General features: G+C 73.2%; 23 protein-coding genes. 13 read left to right on the top strand and 10 right to left on the bottom strand.

Going from position 1 to position 23,442, the window contains the following annotated elements:
- The first annotated feature begins 283 nt into the window (after positions 1-283).
- The 4 genes from AB0E88_RS31385 (at position 284) to AB0E88_RS31370 (ending at position 4,938) form a co-directional block, all read left to right on the top strand.
- Positions 284-1,594, top strand: coding sequence for a hypothetical protein (locus tag AB0E88_RS31385; RefSeq protein ID WP_361637697.1), 1,311 nt, complete (start codon positions 284-286; stop codon positions 1,592-1,594).
- Between the two features lie 226 nt (positions 1,595-1,820).
- Entirely contained in the window at positions 1,821-3,419 is a 1,599-nt protein-coding gene (locus tag AB0E88_RS31380; protein ID WP_361637695.1) for an ABC-F family ATP-binding cassette domain-containing protein, read from the top strand.
- Between the two features lie 334 nt (positions 3,420-3,753).
- Entirely contained in the window at positions 3,754-3,975 is a 222-nt protein-coding gene (locus tag AB0E88_RS31375) for a helix-turn-helix domain-containing protein (protein WP_190220789.1), read from the top strand.
- A gap of 159 nt (positions 3,976-4,134) precedes the next feature.
- Positions 4,135-4,938, top strand: a complete 804-nt coding sequence (locus AB0E88_RS31370) for an enoyl-CoA hydratase/isomerase family protein (protein WP_361637693.1) — start codon at positions 4,135-4,137, stop codon at positions 4,936-4,938.
- A gap of 61 nt (positions 4,939-4,999) precedes the next feature.
- Here AB0E88_RS31370 and AB0E88_RS31365 read toward each other — a convergent pair whose 3' ends face one another.
- Positions 5,000-5,749 carry a nucleopolyhedrovirus P10 family protein gene (locus AB0E88_RS31365; RefSeq protein ID WP_361637691.1) on the bottom strand — a complete coding sequence of 250 codons (750 nt, stop codon included), beginning with the start codon at positions 5,747-5,749 and terminating at the stop codon, positions 5,000-5,002.
- 85 nt (positions 5,750-5,834) lie between these two features.
- Between AB0E88_RS31365 and AB0E88_RS31360 the strand changes: the two genes are divergently transcribed.
- The 5 genes from AB0E88_RS31360 to amaP are packed head-to-tail and all read left to right on the top strand — an operon-like array spanning position 5,835 to position 8,142.
- The gene (locus tag AB0E88_RS31360) at positions 5,835-6,308 is read left to right on the top strand and encodes an Asp23/Gls24 family envelope stress response protein (RefSeq protein ID WP_361637689.1); all 474 of its coding nucleotides are present in this window, start codon (positions 5,835-5,837) and stop codon (positions 6,306-6,308) included.
- 49 nt (positions 6,309-6,357) lie between these two features.
- Positions 6,358-6,543, top strand: a complete 186-nt coding sequence (locus AB0E88_RS31355) for a hypothetical protein (RefSeq protein ID WP_361637688.1) — start codon at positions 6,358-6,360, stop codon at positions 6,541-6,543.
- Between the two features lie 5 nt (positions 6,544-6,548).
- A complete protein-coding gene (locus AB0E88_RS31350) occupies positions 6,549-6,923 on the top strand; it encodes an Asp23/Gls24 family envelope stress response protein (protein ID WP_361637686.1) in 375 nt (124 codons plus the stop codon).
- Entirely contained in the window at positions 6,920-7,558 is a 639-nt protein-coding gene (locus AB0E88_RS31345; RefSeq protein WP_361637684.1) for a DUF6286 domain-containing protein, read from the top strand. The genes AB0E88_RS31350 and AB0E88_RS31345 overlap by 4 nt, the downstream gene beginning before the upstream one ends.
- Positions 7,555-8,142 (top strand): alkaline shock response membrane anchor protein AmaP, encoded by a 588-nt coding sequence (gene amaP / locus AB0E88_RS31340; protein WP_361637682.1) that lies wholly within the window; start codon positions 7,555-7,557, stop codon positions 8,140-8,142. Before AB0E88_RS31345 ends, amaP begins: the two co-directional genes overlap by 4 nt.
- A gap of 18 nt (positions 8,143-8,160) precedes the next feature.
- Here the strand turns inward: amaP and AB0E88_RS31335 are convergent, their stop codons facing one another.
- The 5 genes from AB0E88_RS31335 to AB0E88_RS31315 form a co-directional block, all read right to left on the bottom strand.
- Positions 8,161-8,916: an SDR family oxidoreductase gene (locus AB0E88_RS31335; RefSeq protein ID WP_361637680.1), complete on the bottom strand. Its 756-nt coding sequence runs from the start codon at positions 8,914-8,916 to the stop codon at positions 8,161-8,163.
- A 5-nt stretch (positions 8,917-8,921) separates the two neighbouring features.
- Positions 8,922-10,709, bottom strand: coding sequence for a glycoside hydrolase family 15 protein (locus AB0E88_RS31330; protein WP_361637678.1), 1,788 nt, complete (start codon positions 10,707-10,709; stop codon positions 8,922-8,924).
- Between the two features lie 69 nt (positions 10,710-10,778).
- On the bottom strand, positions 10,779-11,576 hold the full coding sequence (locus AB0E88_RS31325; protein WP_361637676.1) for an SURF1 family protein: 798 nt from the start codon (positions 11,574-11,576) through the stop codon (positions 10,779-10,781).
- A gap of 186 nt (positions 11,577-11,762) precedes the next feature.
- The gene (locus AB0E88_RS31320) at positions 11,763-11,996 is read right to left on the bottom strand and encodes a hypothetical protein (protein ID WP_361637674.1); all 234 of its coding nucleotides are present in this window, start codon (positions 11,994-11,996) and stop codon (positions 11,763-11,765) included.
- An 80-nt stretch (positions 11,997-12,076) separates the two neighbouring features.
- Positions 12,077-13,075: a DEDDh family exonuclease gene (locus tag AB0E88_RS31315; protein WP_361637672.1), complete on the bottom strand. Its 999-nt coding sequence runs from the start codon at positions 13,073-13,075 to the stop codon at positions 12,077-12,079.
- A gap of 236 nt (positions 13,076-13,311) precedes the next feature.
- On the opposite strand from AB0E88_RS31315, the gene AB0E88_RS31310 reads away from it, so the two are divergent.
- Together AB0E88_RS31310 and AB0E88_RS31305 are read left to right on the top strand one after the other, a co-directional pair.
- Positions 13,312-14,022 (top strand): VIT family protein, encoded by a 711-nt coding sequence (locus AB0E88_RS31310; RefSeq protein ID WP_361637670.1) that lies wholly within the window; start codon positions 13,312-13,314, stop codon positions 14,020-14,022.
- A 193-nt stretch (positions 14,023-14,215) separates the two neighbouring features.
- Positions 14,216-15,265 carry a zinc-dependent alcohol dehydrogenase family protein gene (locus tag AB0E88_RS31305; RefSeq protein WP_361637668.1) on the top strand — a complete coding sequence of 350 codons (1,050 nt, stop codon included), beginning with the start codon at positions 14,216-14,218 and terminating at the stop codon, positions 15,263-15,265.
- 86 nt (positions 15,266-15,351) lie between these two features.
- Here AB0E88_RS31305 and AB0E88_RS31300 read toward each other — a convergent pair whose 3' ends face one another.
- The 4 genes from AB0E88_RS31300 to AB0E88_RS31285 all read right to left on the bottom strand — a co-directional run bounded on the left by AB0E88_RS31300 (position 15,352) and on the right by AB0E88_RS31285 (position 21,049).
- Positions 15,352-16,362, bottom strand: coding sequence for a CopD family protein (locus AB0E88_RS31300; RefSeq protein WP_361637666.1), 1,011 nt, complete (start codon positions 16,360-16,362; stop codon positions 15,352-15,354).
- Positions 16,363-16,493: 131 nt separating this feature from the next.
- Positions 16,494-17,864, bottom strand: a complete 1,371-nt coding sequence (locus AB0E88_RS31295; protein ID WP_361637664.1) for a CoA transferase — start codon at positions 17,862-17,864, stop codon at positions 16,494-16,496.
- 72 nt (positions 17,865-17,936) lie between these two features.
- On the bottom strand, positions 17,937-19,457 hold the full coding sequence (locus tag AB0E88_RS31290) for a S8 family serine peptidase (RefSeq protein ID WP_361637662.1): 1,521 nt from the start codon (positions 19,455-19,457) through the stop codon (positions 17,937-17,939).
- A 65-nt stretch (positions 19,458-19,522) separates the two neighbouring features.
- A complete protein-coding gene (locus tag AB0E88_RS31285) occupies positions 19,523-21,049 on the bottom strand; it encodes a S8 family serine peptidase (RefSeq protein WP_361637660.1) in 1,527 nt (508 codons plus the stop codon).
- Between the two features lie 246 nt (positions 21,050-21,295).
- Between AB0E88_RS31285 and AB0E88_RS31280 the strand changes: the two genes are divergently transcribed.
- Together AB0E88_RS31280 and AB0E88_RS31275 are read left to right on the top strand one after the other, a co-directional pair.
- Positions 21,296-21,652: a DUF485 domain-containing protein gene (locus AB0E88_RS31280; protein ID WP_361637658.1), complete on the top strand. Its 357-nt coding sequence runs from the start codon at positions 21,296-21,298 to the stop codon at positions 21,650-21,652.
- Complete coding sequence (locus AB0E88_RS31275) at positions 21,649-23,271, top strand: cation acetate symporter (protein ID WP_361637656.1); 1,623 nt, start codon at positions 21,649-21,651, stop codon at positions 23,269-23,271. The genes AB0E88_RS31280 and AB0E88_RS31275 overlap by 4 nt, the downstream gene beginning before the upstream one ends.
- Positions 23,272-23,442: the final 171 nt, after the last annotated feature.

Below are 23,442 nucleotides of genomic sequence, written 5' to 3'. Positions count from 1 at the left end.
GGGCGCTGCTCCTCGGCCGGGAACTGGGCCGCGACGACATCGTGTTCGGCGCGACCGTCGCCCACCGCCCGCCGGAGATACCCGGCATCGAGTCCGTTTGGGTTTTCGGACCGTCAACCGGAAGACTGCACCCGTGACGTCCCGTATCCCGCGCGACTCCAGGCTTCGACTCGTCCGACCCCGACCCCTGGCCGCCGCCCCCAGAGCCGTGAACCAGCGGCGCCCGCGCCGTCGGGCGCCCCGCCCGCCCGAGGGCACCCCGGCGCCCGCGGAGCTGGCCGGAATGGCTCGTTCCGGCCTGGCCGCCGCCGCCCGCGTCGCCCGCTGGGCCGACGCCGCCCTCGGCCCCGGCCGGGCCGGTGCCACCGCCGACGGCAAGGCCACCCTCTCCGACACCACCGCGGAACGCGCCGCACGTGAACTGGGCCTGACCGTGGACCAGGTCCGGGCGGACTGGGACATCGCCCGCCTCGCCGGCCTCGTCGAGGTCCACGGCGACAGCGCCCGCCCCGGCTGGCGGCTGCGCGCCTGGGACCGCGACGACAGCGCCGTCCTGCGGGGCTGGGTCGCCCTGTTCGACGCCTGGTCGCTCGCCCACCCCGAACCCGGGGACCTCGAGCCCGCGGCCGTCGCCGAGGTCGTCTCGGCCATGCCCCAGGTCCTCTCCTTCCTCCAGCTCTCCGCCGGTCCCGTCCCCGTGGAACAGCTCCTCGACCTGCTCCGCCAGCGGGTCACCGAACTGCGCACCGAGCGCTGCGAGGTCCCCTACGCCCCCGCCTCGGGCGCGCCGGAGGTGCCCCGCGTCTCCGGGTCCACCGCGGCCGCGGGTGCCGCCGTGTCCGCCGCCGAGGCCGCCGTACCGGTCGCCGAGGCCGAGCTCGCACCGCTGCTCGACTGGGCGCTGCGCGCCCTCGCCGCGGTCGGCGCCCTCACCTACGGCGACGGGCAGGCCACGCTCACCCCGCTCGGCAGCTGGGCGGTCTGGGTCAAGCTGGAGCAGATCTGCGTCGCCGCGCAGAGCCCCGCGGGCAACATCGAGCAGGCGGCCGAGGACATGCTGCGCGGCTGCGCCCAGCTGCGGCCGAACGCCGCCCGCGCCGAGTACCGCGCCTGGCTCGCCGCCCGTCCCGTCGGCAACGCCGTGGGCGAGCTCCTCGCTGCCGCCCGCGGCGACGACGCCCTGCTGCGCGGCCTGGCCTTCGAGGCGCTGCGCGTCGTCGGGGCCCCCGCCGAGCCCGACGTCCGCGCCGTGGTCGAGGAGCCGACGCTGCGGCCGTACGCCCTGCTGTGGCTGGCCGAGCACGACGGTGTCGACCCCGAGGACGCCCACGAGGTGCTCACCCGCGAGGAGGCCACCTGGCTGTGGGTCGACACGGCCGCCGCCGTCGCCGACCACGGCGAGGCCCCGATGCTGGTCCGGCACCTGGAGTCGGCCCTGCAGCCGACCGTGCCGTCCCTGCTCGACGAGGTCCGCGCCGTCGGCCACCCGCGCACCGTGCAGGTCCTGGTCGCCCTGGCCGCCGCCCACCCGGACCCGGCCCTGGCCAAGGCCGTGCGCCGCGCGGCGTTCCAGGTGCACACCGGGGGCAGCTGACCGCACCGGGGGCGCACGAACCGCAGCGGACGTACGCCCCCACCACGGGTCGTCCCACCACGGCCCCGCCCCCACCGCGGGCGCGTCCCGGCCCCTGCGCGGGCCGGAAAACCAGTTGCATGGGGCCGTTAGACTGGTCCCCATGGCCATTCTCCTCGCGCATTAGACGGCGGGACCGTCCACCAGCCTTCCACCGTCAATCCCCATCGCCCAGGAGTCTGACCCCGTGATCTCCGCCTCCGGTATCGAGCTGCGCGCCGGTGCCCGCATCCTCCTCGAGAACGCCACCTTCCGCGTCACGAAGGGCGACCGCATCGGGCTCGTCGGCCGCAACGGCGCCGGCAAGACCACGCTCACCAAGGTCCTCGCCGGCGAGGGCATGCCCGCCTCCGGCACCGTCGCCCGCTCCGGTGAGGTCGGCTACCTCCCGCAGGACCCGCGCACCGGCGACCTCGACGTCCTCGCCCGCGACCGCATCCTGTCCGCGCGCGGCCTCGACGTACTGATCCGCAAGATGCGCGACAACGAACAGCGGATCGCCAACGGACAGGGCGCCACCCGCGAGAAGGCCCTCAAGCAGTACGAGCGGCAGGAGACGGAGTTCCTCACCAAGGGCGGTTACGCCGCCGAGGCCGAGGCCGCCACCATCGCCGCCGCGCTGAACCTGCCCGACCGGGTGCTCGGCCAGCCGCTGCACACCCTCTCCGGCGGTCAGCGCCGCCGTATCGAGCTGGCCCGGATCCTGTTCTCGGACGCGGACACGCTGCTCCTGGACGAGCCCACGAACCACCTCGACGCGGACTCGATCATCTGGCTCCGGGACTACCTGAAGACCTACCGCGGCGGCTTCATCGTCATCAGCCACGACGTGGAACTGGTCGAGACGGTCGTGAACAAGGTGTTCTACCTGGACGCCAACCGCTCCACCATCGACGTCTACAACATGGGCTGGAAGCTCTACCAGCAGCAGCGCGAGGCCGACGAGAAGCGCCGCAAGCGCGAGCGGGCCAACGCCGAGAAGAAGGCCGCCGCCCTGCATTCCCAGGCCGACAAGATGCGCGCCAAGGCCACCAAGACGGTCGCCGCGCAGAACATGGCCCGCCGCGCCGACAAGCTGCTCTCCGGGCTGGAGGCGGTCCGCCAGTCCGACAAGGTCGCCAAGCTCCGTTTCCCGGAGCCGGCGCCCTGCGGCAAGACCCCGCTGATGGCCGAGGGCCTGTCGAAGTCGTACGGCTCCCTGGAGATCTTCACCGACGTCGACCTCGCCATCGACAAGGGCTCCCGGGTCGTCATCCTCGGGCTCAACGGTGCCGGCAAGACCACCCTGCTGCGTCTGCTGGGCGGCGTGGAGCAGCCCGACACCGGCAAGGTCGTCCCCGGCCACGGCCTCAAGCTCGGCTACTACGCGCAGGAGCACGAGACGCTCGACCCGGACCGCACGGTCCTGGAGAACATGCGCTCCGCCGCCCCCGACATGGACCTCGTCGAGGTCCGCAAGGTGCTCGGCTCGTTCCTGTTCTCCGGCGACGACGTCGACAAGCCGGCCGGTGTGCTCTCCGGCGGTGAGAAGACCCGTCTGGCCCTGGCCACCCTGGTGGTCTCCTCGGCGAACGTCCTCCTGCTGGACGAGCCGACCAACAACCTCGACCCGGCCAGCCGCGAGGAGATCCTCGGGGCGCTGCGCACCTACAAGGGTGCCGTCGTCCTGGTCACCCACGACGAGGGAGCCGTGGAGGCGCTGCAGCCGGAGCGGATCATCCTGCTCCCGGACGGTGTCGAGGACCTGTGGGGCGCGGACTACGCGGATCTCGTCGCCCTGGCTTGATCGAATGGATGATCCAGCGGTATGGATCATTCGGCCGAGCCGTGATCCATCATCTGTGTGAGATCTCCTCGTATCGAGGTGTGTCATACACGTATCTGGCGGCCGGTCCCTCCCTGTGCGGAGGGCCGGCCGTTCGCCATCTCTGACCTGCGCATTCGCCGACGGGCCGGTTCGATCCTGCGAACAGCCAGGCGCGGAATGAGGGCTTCCGATCGTGTGGACGCGCTCCTGTCGTCACAACGGTGTCGCACGGACCTTGCCGAATGGGTGGCCAACCCGCGCCGGAGGGGTGATCATGAGGAGACCAGAGCGCACTTCCCATGAGGAGGCACGGGTGGCCGAGACTCTGAAGAAGGGCAGCCGGGTGACCGGCGCCGCGCGCGACAAGCTCGCGGCAGACCTGAAGAAGAAGTACGACGCCGGTGCGAGCATCCGGGCGTTGGCCGAGGAGACCGGCCGCTCGTATGGCTTTGTGCACCGCATGCTCAGCGAGTCGGGCGTCACGCTCCGCGGACGCGGCGGGGCTACCCGGGGCAAGAAGGCCCAGACGGCCTGAGCCCCGGGCGGCCCCAGGACTCCGATGGTGGCCACCCGGTCGGCCGACCGGCCGGGCGGGTGGTTACTGTGCAGTCACTTACGGATGGCCCGCACGGGCATCCGGCCGACGGATGCCCACCTGGGCATCCCCAGTGACCGCACGCATCGGAGGCGCCCCATGGCCACGCCCGGCCCGGAACTCGTTCCCCTGCTCGACCAGGACGGCGTACGGCTCACCGTCGACGGCGCGATCGCCACGGTGACGCTGACCAATCCGGCCAAGCGCAATGCGCAGAGCCCCGCCATGTGGCGGACGCTCGCCCAGGCCGGCCGGCGGCTGCCGGGCGCGGTCCGGGTGGTCGTGCTGCGCGGTGAGGGGCAGTCCTTCTCCGCGGGGCTCGACCGGCAGATGTTCACGCCCGAGGGGATCGAGGGCGAGCCGTCATTCATCGACCTGGCCCGCAGCAGCGACGCGGACCTGGACGCGTCCATCGCCGCGTTCCAGGAGGCGTTCACCTGGTGGCGGCGCAACGACGTCGTGTCGATCGCCGCCGTGCAGGGCCACGCCATCGGGGCGGGCTTCCAGCTCGCACTCGCCTGCGACCTGCGGGTCGTCGCGGACGACGTGCAGTTCGCCATGCGCGAGACCAGCCTCGGACTGGTCCCCGACCTGACGGGCACGCATCCGCTCGTCGGACTGGTCGGCTACGCCCGGGCGCTGGAGATCTGCGCGACCGGGCGCTTCGTCCTGGCCGAGGAAGCGGTGGCCTCCGGCCTGGCCAACCTCGCCGTGCCCGCCGACCAGCTCGAAGGCGCGGTCAAGGACCTGGCCGCCGCCCTGCTCGCCGCGCCCCGTGACGCCGTCATCGAGACCAAGGCCCTGCTGCGCGGCGCCGTCGACCGCACCTACGACGAACAGCGCGCCGCCGAACGCCAGGCCCAGGCACGCCGCCTGCGCGACCTGGCCGGCATGGGCGAGTGAGGGCAGAACCCGTACGGGGTACCACCCCGGTCGGCTGAACCGGCGCCGCCGCCGGGGTGTCTCAGGAGATCGCCGTGACCAGTACCGCCACCGTCGGACGGTCCGGCAGTGCCTGGGACACCGCCGCGCGGACGGCCCGTGCCACGTCCACGGGCCGATGTCCGGCGCGCACGGTGATCTCCACGCGCGCGTGACGGTGCGGCAACGCCACGCCGTCCTGGGTACGTTCCTCCAGATGCACCGGACGGCCCAGTCCGCCCAGCGAACCGGTGAGCCCCGCCACGCCCGGCACCGCGAGCGCCGCCGTGGCGGCCAGTGCCTCGTCGGCACCGCCCGTGTCGCCGCCCGCACGGACTCCGTAGCCGCCGGCGGTGTCCACGGGCGCCGGTCCCGTGTCCCGCGCGGGCTCCATGGTCTCGTCCAGCAGGGCGATCACCCGCAGGTCCACCTCCGCGACGGCCAGCCCGAGCCCCTCCCGCGCGGCCGTCGCCAGCGCCGTCCGCAGCCGCTGCGCGGTCACCGGCAGGGGCTCCGCCGCCGTCGCCGAGAACTCGGCCGTCACCCGCAAGGGCCCCGGCGGCAGCGCACTCGGCGGCGGGGGTACCACCGGCTCGGCCACGTCCGCCGGATCGGCGAGCCCGACGCGCACCGCGCCCAGCAGGACGTCCGGCAGGCTCACCACGGCCCCCGCCAGAAACGCCCGCGCCGCGGACTCCGCCAGCCACGCCCCGTCACCCGCCTCGCCGAGCGGCAGCAGCCTGCCGAGGCCCAGCCGCCGCCGTACGTCCCGCGTCCAGTGCTCCGCTGTCATTCCTCCAGCCTGCCGTATCACGGGCGCGCGATCGCGTCACCGCACTTACGGTGGTCGAAGTACGACAATGCGGAAGGACATGGCGATGAGCGACATGACGACCGGAAGCCGGGCAAGTACCTCTGAGATCCACAAGGAGCCGCAGGCCACCCGTCGCGGTGGCGGTGATCCCGGCAGCCGCGGCAGGACGACGATCGCGGACGGCGTGGTCGAGAAGATCGCGGGTCTCGCCGCCCGCGACGTGCCGGGCGTGTACGCGATGGGCAGCGGTCTGTCCCGCACCATCGGCGCCGTGCGCGACCGCGTACCGGGCGGCGCCAAGTCGGTGACCCGGGGGGTGAAGGCCGAGGTCGGCGAGGTGCAGACCGCACTCGACCTGGAGATCGTGGTCGAGTACGGCGTGTCGATCGGCGAACTCTCGCGCGGGGTCCGGGAGAACGTCGTCGCGGCCGTCGAGCGGATGACGGGCCTGGAGGTCGTCGAGGTCAACATCGCCGTCAGCGACGTGAAGCTTCCCGAGGAGGAGGAAGAGGAGCAGGAGCAGCCCCGTATCCAGTGACGGCACCCGCGCGGGCCGTCGAGCAGGCTGACGAGCTGAGGAGCACAGCATGAGCATGGCCGTGGCCGGCATGATCGCCGGACTGGCACTGGGCTTCGCCGGATACTTCGGCGGTTTCGGCGCCTTCGTGCTGGTGGCGGCACTGGGCGCAGTGGGGTTCGTGGTCGGCAGGCTGCTGGAGGGAGACGTCGAGATCGGCGACTTCTTCCGTGGCCGTAGCGACCGGCGGCGGTGACGCCCGTGACCAGTGGGGCCACCGCGCTCCGCAGCCCGCGCGCCGCCGTGCCGCCCGGCGAGCGCGGCGCGACACGGATCGCCGACCGGGTGGTGGCCAAGGTCGCCGCACAGGCGGCGCGCGAGGCGATCGGCACGCTGCCCGAGGACGCCGCGACCCCGCACGCCACGGTGGTCGTGCACCGCAACACCGCACAACTGCGCCTCCACGTCGAACTCGACTACCCCACCGACATCGGCGCCCGGTGCCGCGCGGTGCGGCGTCATGTCGCCGAGCGGGTGCACGACCTGGTCGGCATGGACGTTCCGGAGGTCGCCGTCCACGTCGAACGGCTGCACCTCACGCCGGCGCACGACGGGCTTCAGGGGAGGACGTCATGAGTGAACCCGCCACGAGTGAACCCGAGGGCGTCACCCAGCGGCTGCCCGTGCCGGAGAAGGACGAACCCGCCCCCGAGAAGGGCGGTCACCTCCCCGCGCGGCGCTTCTGGTCGGCCCGCCGCATCCCCGCCGGCATCGTCGCCGCGCTGCTCCTCGGCGGCTTCGGACTGCTGTTGTACGACATCAGCGCCGTCCGGGCCGGCCATCCGGCGATGCGCTGGCGCCGGGTCCTCGCCCAGCAGCTCGCCACACGGCCGCTGGACGACACCTGGGTGCGGGTCGGCGCGGGCGTCGCCGCCGCCCTCGGGCTGTGGCTGATCGTGCTGGCCCTCACCCCCGGACTGCGGGCCCTGCTGCCGATGCGCCGTACGCACCCCGACGTGCGGGCCGCGCTGACCCGGGACGCGGCCGCGCTCGTGCTGCGCGACCGGGCGATCGAGGTGGCCGGTGTGCAGTCGGCGCGGGTCCGGGTGCACCGCAGGAAAGCGGACGTCCGCGCGATGGCGCACTTCCGTGAACTCGACGACGTACACGCCGACCTGGACGAGGTGCTGGGCGACGCGGTGCGCGGACTGGGCCTCGCCCGGCCGCCCCGCCTCGCCGTGCGCGTCCGGCGGCCCGGACGCAAGGGGTGACCTCGATGCTCACCACCGTCAACCGGGTGCTGCTCGCGCTGGCCGGGCTCGTGCTCGTGGCGCTGGGCGGTGCGGTCCTCGCCGTGGGCCTGGGCGCGCCGGCGCCTTCCTGGTGGATCCACGCCGACCGGCACGACGTACTGCTGAGCGACGCCGAGCGCACCCACTGGCGGGGTGCCGACTGGTGGTGGCCGGCGATCATCGCCGCGCTCGCCGTCCTGCTCCTGCTGGCCCTGTGGTGGCTGACCGCGGTGCTGCGGCGCCGCCGGCTCGCCGAGGTCCTCGTCGACACCGGTGACGGAGAGGGCGCGCGGCTGCGCGGCCGGGCCCTGGAGCGGGTCCTCACCGGGGAGGCGGGCACGCTGGACGGCGTCGGCCGCGCGCAGGCGCACCTCACGGGCCACCGCACGTCGCCCTCGGCCCGCATCCGGGTCCACCTCGAACCGCAGGTGAACCCGGAGACGGCCCTGCACCACCTCACCGCCCGGACCCTCGCCCACGCCCGCGACGCGACAGGTCTGTCCTCGCTGCCCGCGGAAGTGCGGCTACGGGGCGTCAGACACGGGGCGGAGCGGGTCAGCTGAGCCGGCGGGCCCGTCGGCTCAGAACCCGTGCCGAGTGCCGCCGTCCACGGGCAGCATCACGCCCGTGACGTAGGAGGCCGCCGGGGAGACCAGGAACGCCGCCGTGCGGCCGAACTCCTCGGGGGCGCCGTAGCGGCGCAGCGGGATGCGCGACTCGCTCGCCGCCCGCGTCGCCTCCGGGTCGGCCGACAGGGCGTCCAGCTCGCGCACCCGGTCGGTGTCGATACGGCCCGGCAGCAGCCCCACGACCCGGATGCCGCGCGGACCCAGCTCGTCCGCGAGGGACTTGGCGAACCCGGCGAGCCCCGGCCGCAGCCCGTTGGAGATGGTCAGGCCCGGGATCGGCTCGTGCACCGACCCGGACAGCACGAAGCCGATCACTCCGCCCGGCTCCAGTTCGGCCGCCGCGGTCCGCGCCAGCCGTACCGCGCCGAGGAACACCGAGTCGAACGCCGCCCGCCACTGCTCGTCGGTGTTGTCCGCGACGAAGCCGGGCGGCGGACCGCCGACGCTGACGACGATGCCGTGGAAGCCGCCGAAGTGCTCACGGGCGGCGGCGACGAGCCGCTCGGGCGCGTCGGCCTCGGCGTTGTCCACGGCCACCCCGACCGCGTTCGCGCCCAGTTCGGCGGCCGCGTCCGCCACCCGCTTCTCGTCCCGTCCGCTGATGACGACCTTCGCGCCGTCGGCGACCAGCTCCCGCGCGGTGGCGTTGCCCAGCCCGCGCGTGGCCCCGGTGACGACGTACACCCGGTCCTTCAGTCCAAGATCCATGGCCCCTATCCTGCCTCCTGCCCGCCGAAGAGGGCGAGGGCGGTGTTGACCAGGCCGATGTGGCTGAACGCCTGCGGGAAGTTGCCCAGCTGGCGGCGGCCGGCCGGGTCGTACTCCTCGGACAGCAGCCCCACGTCGTTCGCCACGCCCACCAGGCGTTCGAACAGCTCCCGCGCCTCCTTCGTGCGGCCGCTCGCGTGCAGGGCGTCCGCCAGCCAGAACGAGCACGCCAGGAACGTGCCCTCGTCGCCGGGCAGCCCGTCCACCGTGGTCCCGTCGGTGGAGTAGCGGCGCACGAAGCCGTGGTGGCCGAGCTCCTCGCGGATCGCGTCGATCGTGCCGAGCATCCGCGGATCGTCCGGCGGCAGGAAGCCCACGCGCGGGATGAGCAGCAGCGCGGCGTCCAGTTCCCTGGAGCCGTAGTACTGGGTGAAGGTGTTGCGCTGCTTGTCGAAGCCCTTCTCGCACACCTCGCGGTGCACCTCGTCGCGCATCGCCCGCCAGCCGTCGAGGTCTCCGTCGAGCTCGGGGTGCGTCTCCAGCGTGCGCACCGCCCGGTCGGCGGCGACCCACACCATCACCTTGGAGTGCACGAACTGCTTGCGGCCGCCGCGCACCTCCCAGAGCCCCTCGTCGGGGCGGCGCCACTGGTCGCGCAGCCAGTCCAGCAGGGAGCGCTGGATCGCCCACATGTGCGGCCTGGTGGACAGCCCGGCGCGGCGGGCCAGCCAGAGGGAGTCCATCACCTCGCCGTACACGTCGAGCTGGAGCTGCCTGACCGCGTCGTTGCCGATGCGTACGGGGGCGGAGCCGGCGAAGCCGGACAGCCAGGGCAGCTCCACCTCCGGCAGCCGCCGTTCGCCCGCCAGCCCGTACATGATCTGCAGGTCGGCCGGGTCGCCCGCGACCGCGCGCAGCAGCCAGTTGCGCCACTCCTCCGCCTCGTGCCGGTAACCGGCCGTCAGCAGCGCGCCCAGGGTGAGGGTGGAGTCGCGCAGCCAGCTGTAGCGGTAGTCCCAGTTGCGCACACCGCCGATCTGCTCCGGCAGCGATGTCGTCGGCGCGGCGACGATGCCGCCGGTGGGGGCGTAGGTGAGGGCCTTGAGGGTGATCAGCGAGCGGACCACCGCGTCGCGGTGCGGCCCGTCGTAGCGGCACCGGGCGACCCAGCTCCGCCAGTCCCGCACGCTGCTGCGCAGCGCCTTGTACGGGTCGATCTGCCGGGGGCGCGGCTCGTGCGAGGGGTGCCAGGTCAGCACGAACGCGACCGATTCGCCCCGGCCCACGGTGAACTCCGAGTGGGTGCCGAAGTCCTCGCCCCAGGTCCGCACCGAGGGCTCGCTGCGCAGCCACACCGAGTCCGGTCCGGCGACGGCGACCCGGTGGTCACGGGAGCGGCGCATCCACGGGACGACCGAGCCGTAGTCGAAGCGGATCCGCAGGGTGCTGCGCATGGTGACCCGGCCCTCCAGGCCCTTCACGATGCGGACCAGGTCGGGCGCGCGGTCGCGCTGCGGCATCAGGTCCGTGACCCGCACACGGCCGTCGGGGGTGTCCCACTCGGTGTCGAGGACGAGGGTGTCGCGGCGGTAGGCGCGGCGGGTGCAGGGGCCGTCGACGCCCTGCGGAGCGAGGCGCCAGTGGCCGTTGTCCTCGTCGCCGAGGAGCCGGGCGAAGCACGCGCCGGAGTCGAAGCGGGGCAGGCAGAGCCAGTCCACGGAGCCGTCACGGCCCACCAGGGCCGCGGTCTGCTCGTCGCCGATCAGGGCGTAGTCCTCGATGCGGGGGTGCACGCAGTTCCGGGTTCCCGCGCGGGGATCACGGCAATCAGCGGGTGCGCCGGGGGAGTGAGACCCGGCCGCTCACACCGTCGCGGGAGTGCTCTCCTCGGCCGTCTCCCGCGCTGCCTGCTGGGTCCGGTCCCGGATCTCGCGGCGGGCCATGACCGCCCAGCCGACGGGGACGCACGCGGCGAACAGCCACCACTGGATGGCGTAGGCGTAGTTCAGCGCGGAGTCCTCCATGCCGGGCGTGCCGCCGATCAGCTCGGGGCTGCCGCCCTTGGGATGCGGCGCGCTCAGCGCGAGGTAGCCGCCGACCACCGGCGCACCCAGCCGCCGTGCCTGCTGCTCGCTGTTGATCAGCATGATCTGCCGGTCGGGCAGTCCCTTGACCTCCTTGATGCCGCTGGCCGCGGTCGTCTCGTCGGGCATCAGCCGCCCGGTGACGGTGAGCCGGCCGGCCGGCGGGGGAGGGATCTTGGGGAAGGCGGTCTGGGTCGGGCCGTCGGCGGGGATCCAGCCGCGGTTGACCAGGACGATCCTGCCGTCGGTGAGGACGAAGGGGGTGAGGACGTGGAACCCGACCTCACCGGAGTCGTCGACCCGCCGCCGCACGACGACCTCGCGCTCCGGTGCGAAGCGGCCGGTGGCGGTCACGTTGCGGTAGCGCTGCTCGGTGGTGACGGTGTGGCCCGGGGAGGTCAGCCGCTCCACGGGTACCGGCTTGGAGTCGAGGGCGGCGGACACCAGCGCGTTGCGGGCGCTGCGCTCCTCGTAGCGGTGCATCTGCCAGAAACCCAGCCGGATCATCGTCGGGATCAGCGCGATCGCGACGACGGTGAGGATCACCCACTGGCGGGTCAACAGGAAGCGGTACACCCCACGACGGTACATCTCGGGCCGTGGGGTGCTCGCACAGGGGGTGTGCCGAGGGGACACGCCGGGACGTGCTCCGCGGCCGGTCCGGACCCGGTCGGGGCCGGGTGCGCCGGGAGGTGCTCCGCGGCCGGTCCGGGCCGGTCCGGCCCTGGCTCAGGTGCTCTCCGGAGGTGCTTCCGGCCCCGCTCAGACCCGGTCGACGATGCCCGCCTTCCCTTCCGCGCGGGCGCAGTGGGCGCCGCAGAACCAGTGGCCCTCGACCTCCACGCCCTGGCCGATGATCTGGACACGACAGTGTTCGCAGATGGGGGCCATGCGGTGGATCGCACAGGAGAAGCAGTCGAAGACGTGCACCGCGCCCTGGGCGTGGACCTCGAAGGTCATTCCGTAGTCATTGCCGCAAACTTCGCATCTCGCCATGGGGCACAGGGTGAGCCGTCGGCCGGACGCGGGCGAGCGGGCGCCGGGCGAGTCGCGACGCAATCACCCGTCCGTACGGGTCACCCGTCGGCCGGCTCCACATCCGCCAGCAGCTGGCCGAACGCCGCCTCGTCCACCACCGGCGTGCCGTACTGCCGGGCCTTGACCACCTTGGACGTGCCCGAATCGGGGTCGTTCGTGACCAGCAGGCTGGTCAGCCGGGAGAGGCTGGTCGCCACGTGCAGCCCGGCCTCGACCGCCCGGTCCTCCAGCAGCTCGCGATCGGTCGACGTGTCACCGGAAAAGGCGATGCGCATTCCCTGCTTGAGCCTTTTGCCCTCTTCGTACCGGCCCGGGTTGGGATAGGGGCAAGCGGGCCTTTTGCGGGACGGGCGCCAACTGCCCGAGCTCGAGCCGCCGTAGCCGTACGACCCGCCCGGCTGCCGTCCGATCAGCGGGGCGGGCCCGTCCCGCCACTCCGTCAGCGGCCGGCACTCCTGCAGCGGCAGCCGCGCCCCGCTCGCCGCCGCGGCCCTGAGGCTCGGCCGGAACGCCTCCGCCAGCACGCGCGCGTCGTCCAGCGCGTGGTGTGCCCGCTGCTGGACGACACCGAAGTGGGCGGCCAGCGTCTCCAGCTTGTGGTTGGGCAGCGGCAGCCCCAACTCCTTGGACAGCGCGATGGTGCACAGCCGCTGCCGCACCGGCGCCTCGCTCTCGGCGCGCGCGTACTCCCGCGCGATCATCTGCCAGTCGAAGACCGCGTTGTGCGCCACCAGCACCCGGCCGGACAGCCGCGCCGCGAACTCCCCGGCGACGTCCCGGAACAACGGCGCCCCTTCGAGGACCTCGCTCGTCAGGCCGTGGATCCACACCGGCCCCGGGTCGCGCTCGGGATTGACCAGCGTGTACCAGTGGTCCTGGACCTCGCCGCGCGCGTCCAGCCGGTAGACGGCCGCGGAGATGATGCGGTCGTCCCGGGCCAGGCCGGTGGTCTCCACGTCAACGACCGCGTATCCCTGGGGATACGCGGCCGGCCACTCGGTGGGGGAGGAGACTGCGGTCGCGAGGTCTTCGAGCATGGTCACTGAGGATACGGGCCGCCACTGACAGCACCGTCCGTCAGGTCTGCCCCGTGCCAGGCGGATTCGCGCCACCGGAGTGCCCGATACGTCCCCTCTTCCGCCGAAACGCCGCCGCTTCCGCCGTGTTCGCCTTCCCGGTGCTCGCCCGCGGTGCTCGCCCCGGCGTGTTCGCCCCCGCGACGCAACGGCGGGTCGGCGCTTCGGCCCTCGTCGCCCGGTGCCATGCTCCCGGTGTGACCGACTCCAACCATGACGAAGCCCACGGCGGGGCGCTCGGGGAGCGGCTGAACTGGCTGCGGGCGGCCGTGCTGGGCGCCAACGACGGCATCGTGTCGACCGCCGGTCTCGTCGTCGGTGTGGCCGGGGCCACCGACGACCGTGCGGCCCTGCTGACGGCCGGCCTGGCCGGGCTGCTCGCCGGATCCATGTCGATGGCGGCCGGCGAGTACGTGTCGGTGTCCACCCAGCGCGACTCCGAGCTGGCCGCGCTCGCCCTGGAGAAACGGGAGTTGAGGGGCCAGCCGGAGGCGGAGCTGGAGGAGCTGGCCCAACTCCTCGAGGAGCGCGGGCTGTCGTACGAGGTGGCGCGGGAGGCGGCCGGGCAGCTGACGGAACGGGACGCGCTGCGCGCGCACGCGCGTGTGGAGCTCGGCATCGACCCCGACGCGCTGACCAACCCGTGGCACGCGGCCTGGGCGAGCTTCTTCGCGTTCACCGTGGGCGCGCTGCTGCCGCTGCTCGCCATCGTGCTCCCGCCCGCCGGCCTGCGGCTCGCGGTCACGGTCGTCTCCGTGCTCGCCGCCCTGGTGCTCACCGGGTGGAGCAGCGCCCGCCTCGGGGCGGCGCGCCCGGGCCGGGCCGTGCTGCGCAACGTCGCGGGGGGCGCCCTGGCGATGGGCGTGACCTACGCGGCGGGGGCCCTGCTCGGAGCGGCCGGGGTCTGAGGGGGCTCGGGGCTGCGACCCGGTCCGGAGGGGCGGGGGCGGGGTCCGACGGAGCCGGTGCGGGCGGCGGGGTGGCACCGGTGCGGGGGACGGGCGCCCTCCGAAGGGCGGCCGCCGAGGTCACTGGCGTACCGTGAAGTGCGCTCGCCACCCCTGAGCGCTGTCACGCCACCGCACGAGAAAGATCCTCGCCATGCGCGCCACCACCATCCACGCCCCGTACGACATGCGCGTGGAGGACGTGCCCGAGCCCGTGGTGCAGCTGCCCACCGACGCCGTGGTCCGGGTGCTGCGCGCCTGCATCTGCGGCAGCGACCTGTGGGCGTACCGCGGCGAGGCGGCCCGTCAGCCGGGCCAGCGCATCGGCCACGAGTTCCTCGGGGTCGTCGAGGAGACCGGCTCCGAGGTGACGACGGTCCGGCGCGGCGACCTGGTGGTCGCGCCCTTCATGTGGTCCGACGGCGTCTGCGACTACTGCCGCGAGGGCCTGACCACCTCCTGCGAGCACGGCGGCTTCTGGGGCTCGGTCGGCTACGACGGCGGCCAGGGCGAGGCCGTGCGCGTGCCCTTCGCCGACGGCACCCTGGTGCAGCTCCCCAAGGACGCGGCGTCCGACGAGCACCTGCTCTCCGCCCTGCTGACCCTGTCCGACGTGCTCGGCACCGGCCACCACGCGGCCCTCGGCGCGGGTGCCCGTCCCGGCGCCACGGTCGCCGTCGTCGGGGACGGCGCGGTCGGCCTGTGCGCGGTGCTCGCGGCCAAGCGGCTCGGCGCCGAGCGGATCATCGCGCTCGGCCGGCACGAGGTGCGCACCGGCATCGCCCGCCGCTTCGGCGCCACCGACGTCGTCGCCGAACGCGGGGACGCGGCCGTCGAGGCCGTCCGCGAACTCACCCGCGGCCAGGGTGCGCACGCCGTCGTCGAGGCCGTCGGCACCGAGCAGTCCATGAAGACGGCCGTCCACATCACCCGCGACGGCGGCGCCATCGGCTTCGTCGGCGTGCCGCACGGCAGCGGCACGGGTCTCGACCTCGGTGTGATGTTCGACCGGAACGTCGCCCTGCGCGGTGGTGTCGCCCCGGTCCGCGCCTACATCCCCGAGCTGCTGCCCGACGTCCTGTCGGGCCGTATCGACCCCTCGCCGGTGTTCGACATGACGGTCGGCATCGAGGGCGTGCCCGACGGCTACAAGGCGATGGACGAGCGCACGGCCCTGAAGGTGCTCGTCACCAACGACCAGTAGCCGGGACGACCGGTAACCGGGACGACCGGTAACCGGGACGGCCGGTCAGCCAGGGCGACCGGTGAGGCGCAGCGTTCGGTGAGCCGCTAGGACCAGCGGATCGGCAGCGGCAGCGCCGTCAGCAGGCCCGACACGGCGACCACGGCCCCGAGCGCGAACACCTCCGCCCGTGCGGGGGCGCACGCGCTCAGCGGGTCGGCGGCCCGGCGCAGCCGCCTGCGCGCCACCAGGGCGAGCACGGCGACGACGGCCACGAGCAGCACCTTGGCGAGCAGGGTGCGCCCGTAGGCCGTCGTCGTCAGCTGTTCCACGATCGTCTCCGGCGGCATGCGGCGCAGCGCACTGCACACCCCGGTCGCGGTGATCGCGGCGAGCAGGACGACGGCCACGCGCGCGTACAGGCCCAGCAGGGCCGCCCCGGCGGCACCGCCGCCCCAGCGCCGCAGCGTGCGCAGCGCGGACAGCAGACCGCCCGTCCACAGGGCCGCGCAGGTCAGATGCACCATCGTGAGCGCGGAGCCGAGCAAGGGGGTGTGCTCGGTCGTCGGATGCGCGCGCAGCGCCTCGGCGACGACCACCGCGGTCAGCGGCCACACCTGTCGGCCGGGCCGCTCCGACAGCGCGCACAGGCCGGCCACCAGGAAGGCGTTGACCTCCAGCAGGGCCAGCTTGCCGTCGCGGGACCGGTAGAGGCCGCCGACGTCGATCTGGCCGAGGCTGTGCGGGACCAGGTTGCCGGTGGCCACCACCGAGGCGAGCGCCAGCGCGGCGAGGAAACCGGCGGCCGCGGCGTACGGTGCCCAGCTGCGCGGCCGTTCCACCGGCGCCCCGGGCACCCGCCGGGCGAGCCGGCCGGCGAAAAGCTCGCCCGCCGGCACGGCCGCCGCGGCGAACAGCACGGTGCGCAGCAGGCCGATGCCCGCGACACCGGGGGCGGCGGCCTCCCCGGTGCCGTGCAGCGCGGCCGGCGGGCCGAGCAGCGGTATCAGCGCCCCGAGCACGACGAGGACGAGGACGGCGACGGTCCGGCCCGTGCCGGTCCGCTGCCCGGCGCCGCCCGCGTCGGCGACCTCGGGGGTCGGTCGTATCAAGGTCACCTCAAGATCTTCACCAGCCGCCCGGAACCGGGCAAGTCCATGGAAACACCCGGCTGTACGGCATTCCGCCGATCCGTACGTTTCCGGCCGCGGACCGGCTCACGCCCCGGCTCACGCCCCAGCGGGCGGGCTCACGCCCAGCGGGCCGGATCGGCGCCCCACGGGCCGGAGGGGCGGGCCCAGTCGGCGGGGCCGCCGGCGAACGACACGGCGGGCCGCGCGTACCGCAGCCGGCCGAGCGCGCTGTCGGCCTCGGCGAGCCACTCCCCGGGCCCCTCGTACGTCGCGTGCGACCCGGCCGGCGCGTCAAAGCTGCCGTCCGTGAGCCACGCCGCCGTGCGCGCCAGCGCCAGCCGCACGCACCGGCTGCCGCCCTGCCGCGTCTGTTCCGTCACCGCCCGCAGCACCCCTGCCGCGAGGAGGTACCCGGTGCCGTGGTCGAGGGCCTGCGCGGGCAGCGTGCCCGGTTCCCCGGCCGACCCCTCGGTGACCGCGATGCCGGTCGCGACCTGCACCAGGCTGTCGAACCCGCGCCGTGCCGCCCATGGTCCGCGCGCTCCCCACGCCGAGACCTGCGCCACCACGATCCCGGACCGGCGTGCGGCGAGCGCCCGCGGTGACAGCCCGAACCGGTCGAGGGAGCCGGGCCGGTAGCCGGTGACGACGACGTCCGCACCCGCCAGCAGCTCTTCGAACGTCCCGCCGTCGGCCGCGAGGTCCAGCAGCGCCGACCGCTTGCCGAGGCCGGTGTCGGCGTGCTGGTCGGGCAGTTCGGGCAGCCGGGGGGCGTCGACGCGGAGCACGTCCGCGCCGAGCAGGGCGAGGGTGCGGGTGGCGACGGGTCCGGCGAGGACCCGGGTGAGGTCCAGTACGCGCAGCCCGGCGGCGGGCAGCAGGGGCGTGCCGGTGAGCGGTGCGAGCACGCGCGCGGGGGAGTCGTCCAGCCGTTCCCGCTCGACGAGGGGGCGCCCGGCGAGGGCGGCGGCCTGGGGATGGCGGGCCCACTCCTCGGGGGTGCGCAGGGCGACGGCGAGCCCGCCGGCGGCGTACACGCTCTCCTCGACGTCGGCGGCGGACCGCCCGGCGAGCACGTCCCGGACGACGCCCGTGTCCTCCGGGAGGCCGCCCAGCGCGGCGAGCAGGCGGGCGCGGTGGTGCGGGTAGTTGGCGTGGGTGCGCACCCAGCCGTCGGCCGTGCGCCACAGCCGGGACAGCGGCGCGAACGAGACCGGTGCCCGTCCGTCGACGCGCAGCAGCCGCTCGCTGCCGAAGGCGGCGGCCACGGCGCCGTCGTCCACCCGCACGGCCGGCACGTCCGGGAGTCCGGCTCGGTGCGCCGCCAGCTCGGCGGCGGCCAGCGCGCACGCCCCGACGCACGCGCGTGCCAGCTCCCGCACGGGAAGGCGCGCCGTCAGCGCGCCCTCCCGCACCACGGTGGACGTCCGCGCGAGGAGGGCGGGATCGCCGCCCAGCGCGGACCACGCGGACTTGATGTCAGTCATGACTGAACTATGCAGTATTGACTGAATCAATATGTGGACCGGACCACCTTGATCGTCCCCTCGGTGGGGTGCCTACTTGGTCACCGCGTCCAGCGCGTCCGCCATGCCCCAGCCGTAGAAGCCGTTGCGGTTCCTGGTGCCCTCGCACACGGCGTCGACCTTGCCGTCGGCGTCGATGTCGTAGGGGTCGGTGCACGGTGTGGCGTCGGCCTCGGCGTACAGCAGGGCCTTGACCAGGGCCGGCGAGGCGTGCGGGTGCGTGGACTTGATCAACGCGGCCACGCCGGCGACGTGCGGCGTCGCCATCGACGTACCGGCCATGTAGCCCCACTTGCCGCCGGGCAGCGTGCCCAGGATCAGGCCGCTGGTGGCCGGCGGGGCCGGGGTCTGGTAGCGGGTCGAGTCGCCACCGGGGGCGGCTATGTCGATCACGCCCAGGCCGTAGTTGGAGAAGGACGACTTGAGCCCCTTCGCGCCCGTCGCCGCCACCGTCACCACGCCCGGCAGCTGGGTCGGGATGTCGAAGCACTTCGACGGGTCGATCACCCGGTCGCCCGGGGTGGAGTCGTTCGGCGAGACCGGGTCGGTGATCTCGTCGGCGGCGAGGTCGTAGCTCTCGTTGCCCGCCGCGGCGATGTTCACCGCGCCCTTCTTCTCCGCGTACCGCGACGCGCGCGTGACGGCCTCGACCAGCGCCTTCTGGTCCGGGTCGTCGGCGCAGTTGAAGTACCACGGGTCGGTGTAATAGCTGTTGTTCGTCACGTCGACGCCGTGCTCCGCCGCCCAGACGAACCCGCAGACGACCGCCTCCGTGTAGAAGAAGCCGTCCGGGTTGCCCACCTTGATGCCGGCGACCTTCACGCCCGGCGCGACCCCGGTCATGCCGACGCCGTTCTTCGCGGCGGCGATCTCCCCGGCCACGTGCGTGCCGTGCGGGCTCTCCGCCGCGCTCGGCCGCCACGCCCCGTCGGTGGTGTCCGGCTTGCCCGACACACAGTTGACGGACGCGGCCCGGTCGAAGTTGGGCGCGATGTCCGGGTGGGTGTCGTCGACGCCGGTGTCGATCACCGCGACGGTGACGTCCCGGCTGCCCAGCGTCTTCTCGTGCGCCTTGTCCGCCTTGATGGCCGGCAGATCCCACTGCAACGGCTCCAGCGGGTCCTGCCCGGCGGCGGCCTGCGCGGCGGCGACCTCCTGCGCGGTGAGCACCTTCGGCGCGCCCATGTCGCCCGTGGACTGGGCCGGCAGGGGCGCGGTACGCGTGGCGCCGGCCGACTGCACGCCCGGCACCTTGCGCACGGTCTTGGCGAAGTCGGCGTTCGAGGAGTGGACGACGATCACGCCGATCTGGTCGTATGACGTCACGACCGTGCCGCCGGCCTCGGTGATGGCACGCTTCACGTGCGCCGAGACGCCGTGCCCCGGCGGGACATTGACGACATAGCTGAGCGCGGCCGCGTCGGCGGCCACGGGCACCGGCTGCTGCGGCGCGGCCGAGGCGGTGACGTTCGGCAGGAACGCCAGAGCGGTGGCCAGGGCCATGCCGGCCGGTATCGCCACGAGACGGCGGTGGCGCTGGTGGGACGCTGTCATGGTGTGCATGTCTCCAGTTCGTTCGCGGTACGAGCGGGCCGTGCGGAAGTGCCGGAGAGCACCGGTCACTTGACCGCGCGCAGCGCGTCGACGACGCCGAAGCCGTAGAAGCCGTTGACGCGCTTGCCACCCACGCAGGTCGCGTCGACCACGCCGTCGCCGTCACCGTCGTACGGGCCGGCCGGGCAACCCGGGTTGTCCGCCTGCGCCTTGAGCAGGGCCTGCAGCTGGGCCGGGGTCGCGTGCGGGTGCGCGGACTTCAGCAGCGCGGCCACGCCGGCCACGTGCGGGGAGGCCATCGAGGTGCCCTGGAGGAAGCCGTACTGGTTGCCCGGCATCGTCGACAGGATGCGGCCGTTCTTCGACGGGGTGTCCGGGATCTGGTACTTGTCACCGCCCGGCGCCGCCACGTCCACCACCCCCAGGCCGTAGCTGGAGTAGTACGACTTGGTGCCCTTGACGCCGGTCGCGCTCACCGTGACCACGCCGGGCAGCTGGGTCGGCACGTCGAAGCACTCGTGCGGGTTCACCGTCCGGGTCACCGGGGTCGCGTCGTCCGGGCTGGAGTCGTCCACCAGCGCGTCGGAGTCCAGGTCGTCGTTGGAGTTGCCCGCCGAGGCGACGTTGAGGGTGCCCTTGCGCTGGGCGTACAGCTGGGCCCTGTTGACGGCGTCGACGATGGCCCGCTGGTCGGGGTCGTCCATGCAGTTGTACAGCCACGGGTCCACGTAGTAGCTGTTGTTGGTGATCTCCACGCCGTGGTCGGCGGCGAACACGAACGCGCAGACCACGTTCTCCGGGTAGAACAGGCCGTCCTTCGGGTCGCTCACCTTGATGCCGGCGACCTTCACACCCGGCGCGACACCGGCCACCCCGATGCCGTTGCGGGCCGCGGCGATCTCACCGGCGACATGCGTGCCGTGGTAGTCCTCGGCCGGGTTGTACGGCCGCCAGGCACCCTCGCTGGTGTCCGCGACACCGCCCACGCAGTTGGCCGACTGGGACCGGGAGAAATTCGGCGCCAGGTCGGGGTGGGTGTCGTCCACACCGGTGTCGATGACGGCGACGGTGACCTTCGGGCTGCCCGGGTGGGTCTTCGCCGCCTTGTCGGCGCCGATCGCGCGCAGGTCCCACTGGTCGGCCTCCAGCGGCTCCTCGCCCGCCGTGGCGCCCTGGGTGACCTTCGCGGCCTCCGCCTTCGACAGGTACTGCACCGCGCCCTCTTCGGTGGTGCCCGCCGCGCTGAGCGGGGCCGTACGCGTGGCGCCCGCCGACTGCACGCCGCGCACCGCGCGTATCTCCTTGCCGAAGTCCGGGTTGGCGGAGTGCACGACGAAGACGCCTATGCGCGCGTACGTCGCCACGACACTTCCGCCGTGCGCGGTGATCGCCCGCCCTACCGACTCGATCGTGCGGTGGTCGGTGCGCGTGTTGACGACGTACGCCAGCGTTCCGGCCGTGCTCGCCTGTGCGGTGGACTCGGCGTGCGGCGCCGCCGACGCCACCGACGGCAGGAAGCCGAGCGAGGCGGTCAGCGACAGCACGACGGGCACGGCGAGGGCGAGACGGCGTCTGGAGCGCAGATGAGCCATGGGGTCTCCACATCATCCGGAAAAGAAACCGGCCCGAGACACAGATGGTCCTCGGGCAGGTACATGACGGGTGGTGCAGGCCGAAGCTATCCCGCCGGCTCGAGCCCCAGCAATGACCTACGACGATGCGGCTGAAAGAAAAAGAGCGCACTGAACCGGTCCCCGCGGGGCGCCGTGCCGTTGTATATGGAGCCCCCGAAGTGCCGGGGGCCCGCCCGCAACCGTCCGCGACGCGAGGAGAAACAGGTGGCCACCGAGACACCACCCCCCTCCGAAACCCCCACCGCACTCCCCGCCACCGAGGAGTTCGTCCATATGCAGGCCAGTGCGGAGTTCCGTGAACTGCGCCGCTCCCACCGCTCCTTCGCCTTCCCGCTCACCGTCGCGTTCATCGTCTGGTACCTGCTGTACGTCCTGCTCTCCAACTACGCGGGCGCGTTCATGGGCACCCGGCTCGTCGGCAACATCAATGTCGCCCTCGCGCTCGGCCTCGCCCAGTTCCTCACCACGTTCCTCATCGCCTGGTGGTACGCCCGGCACGCCGCCGCCAAGCTCGACCCCAAGGCGGAGGCGATCAAGTCCCGGATGGAGGACCGGACATGAGCGCGGCAGCGATCACCCTGGCCGCCGGTGAGGCGAGCGAACACCGGACGCTGATCATCACCCTGTTCGCCGTCTTCGTCGCCGCGACCCTCGTCATCACCGTCTGGGCCGGCCGGCAGACCAAGGACGCCGCCGACTTCTACGCCGGCGGGCGGCAGTTCACCGGCTTCCAGAACGGCCTCGCCGTCTCCGGCGACTACATGTCCGCCGCGTCCTTCCTCGGTATCGCCGGCGCCATCGCCCTCTTCGGCTACGACGGCTTCCTGTACTCCATCGGCTTCCTCGTCGCCTGGCTGGTTGCCCTGCTCCTGGTCGCCGAACCGCTGCGCAACTCCGGCCGCTACACCATGGGCGACGTGCTCGCCTACCGGATGCGCCAGCGCCCGGTGCGCACGGCGGCCGGTACCTCCACCATCGTCGTGTCGATCTTCTACCTGCTCGCGCAGATGGCCGGCGCCGGCGTCCTCGTCTCGCTGCTGCTCGGCATCACCAGCGACGGCGGCAAGATCGGCATCGTCGCCCTGGTCGGCGTCCTGATGATCGTCTACGTCACCATCGGCGGGATGAAGGGCACCACCTGGGTCCAGATGGTCAAGGCGGTCCTGCTCATCGCGGGCGCCCTGCTGCTGACCTTCCTGGTGCTGCTGAAGTTCCACTTCAACGTCTCCGACCTGCTCGGCTCCGCCGCCGACAACAGCGGCAAGGGCGCCGCCTTCCTGGAGCCCGGCCTGAAGTACGGCGCCACCGGCACCACCAAGCTGGACTTCCTCTCCCTCGGCATCGCCCTGGTGCTCGGCACCGCCGGCCTGCCGCACATCCTGATCCGCTTCTACACCGTCCCGACGGCCAAGGCCGCCCGCAAGTCCGTCATCTGGGCCATCGGCCTGATCGGCGCCTTCTACCTGATGACCCTCGCCCTCGGCTTCGGCGCCGCCGCGCTCATCAAGCCGGACGAGATCATCGCCTCCAACAAGGCCGGCAACACCGCCGCCCCGCTGCTCGCCCTGCACCTCGGCGGCACCGACTCCAGCTGGGGCGCCATCCTGCTGGCCTCCATCTCGGCGGTCGCCTTCGCCACCATCCTCGCCGTCGTCGCCGGCCTGACCCTGGCGTCCTCGTCGTCCTTCGCGCACGACATCTACGCCAACGTCATCAAGAAGGGCCGGGCGACCGAGAAGCAGGAACTGGGCGCCGCCCGCTGGGCCACCGTCGGCATCGGAGCGGTCTCCATCGTCCTCGGCGCCCTGGCCCGCGACCTCAACGTCGCCGGTCTCGTCGCCCTCGCCTTCGCGGTCGCCGCCTCTGCCAACCTGCCGACCATCCTCTACAGCCTGTTCTGGAAGCGGTTCACCACCGCCGGCGCCCTGTGGTCCATCTACGGCGGCCTGGTCACCGCGGTCGGCCTCGTGCTGTTCTCCCCGGTCGTCTCCGGCAAGCCGTCGTCGATGTTCCCGGACGTCGACTTCCACTGGTTCCCGCTGGAGAACCCCGGCCTGATCTCCATCCCGGTGGGCTTCCTGCTGGGCGTCCTCGGCACCCTGCTGTCGAAGGAGACTCCGGACACCGGCAAGTACGCCGAACTGGAGGTGCGCTCGCTGACCGGCACCGGAGCCCACTGAGCGGCCCCTGGCACATCCTCCGAGCGGCCGTGCCGCAGGCACCTGGTAGGTACCTACGACACGGCCGCGTCTTACCTCGTGGGATCGGGCTGGTGTCGCTGTCAGTGGTGTCACGTAGGCTCACAGGTGACGAACTGGTGAGCTGGATACCCGTGACCGGTACGACTGCTC

The sequence above is a fragment of the Streptomyces sp. NPDC028635 genome (genome assembly GCF_040637635.1).
GTDB lineage: Bacteria > Actinomycetota > Actinomycetes > Streptomycetales > Streptomycetaceae > Streptomyces.
Note: the sequence above shows the minus strand (reverse complement) of the source record. Positions and strands in the feature narration are given on the sequence as shown.

Coding starts and splice junctions, on each gene's coding strand:
- AB0E88_RS31385 (WP_361637697.1), top strand. CDS start 284: ATGGCTCGTTCCGGCCTGGCCGCCGCCGCCCGCGTCGCCCGCTGGGCC.
- AB0E88_RS31370 (WP_361637693.1), top strand. CDS start 4,135: ATGGCCACGCCCGGCCCGGAACTCGTTCCCCTGCTCGACCAGGACGGC.
- AB0E88_RS31365 (WP_361637691.1), bottom strand. CDS start 5,749: ATGACAGCGGAGCACTGGACGCGGGACGTACGGCGGCGGCTGGGCCTC.
- AB0E88_RS31360 (WP_361637689.1), top strand. CDS start 5,835: ATGAGCGACATGACGACCGGAAGCCGGGCAAGTACCTCTGAGATCCAC.
- AB0E88_RS31355 (WP_361637688.1), top strand. CDS start 6,358: ATGAGCATGGCCGTGGCCGGCATGATCGCCGGACTGGCACTGGGCTTC.
- AB0E88_RS31345 (WP_361637684.1), top strand. CDS start 6,920: ATGAGTGAACCCGCCACGAGTGAACCCGAGGGCGTCACCCAGCGGCTG.
- AB0E88_RS31335 (WP_361637680.1), bottom strand. CDS start 8,916: ATGGATCTTGGACTGAAGGACCGGGTGTACGTCGTCACCGGGGCCACG.
- AB0E88_RS31320 (WP_361637674.1), bottom strand. CDS start 11,996: ATGGCGAGATGCGAAGTTTGCGGCAATGACTACGGAATGACCTTCGAG.
- AB0E88_RS31315 (WP_361637672.1), bottom strand. CDS start 13,075: ATGCTCGAAGACCTCGCGACCGCAGTCTCCTCCCCCACCGAGTGGCCG.
- AB0E88_RS31305 (WP_361637668.1), top strand. CDS start 14,216: ATGCGCGCCACCACCATCCACGCCCCGTACGACATGCGCGTGGAGGAC.
- AB0E88_RS31295 (WP_361637664.1), bottom strand. CDS start 17,864: ATGACTGACATCAAGTCCGCGTGGTCCGCGCTGGGCGGCGATCCCGCC.
- AB0E88_RS31290 (WP_361637662.1), bottom strand. CDS start 19,457: ATGACAGCGTCCCACCAGCGCCACCGCCGTCTCGTGGCGATACCGGCC.
- AB0E88_RS31285 (WP_361637660.1), bottom strand. CDS start 21,049: ATGGCTCATCTGCGCTCCAGACGCCGTCTCGCCCTCGCCGTGCCCGTC.
- AB0E88_RS31275 (WP_361637656.1), top strand. CDS start 21,649: ATGAGCGCGGCAGCGATCACCCTGGCCGCCGGTGAGGCGAGCGAACAC.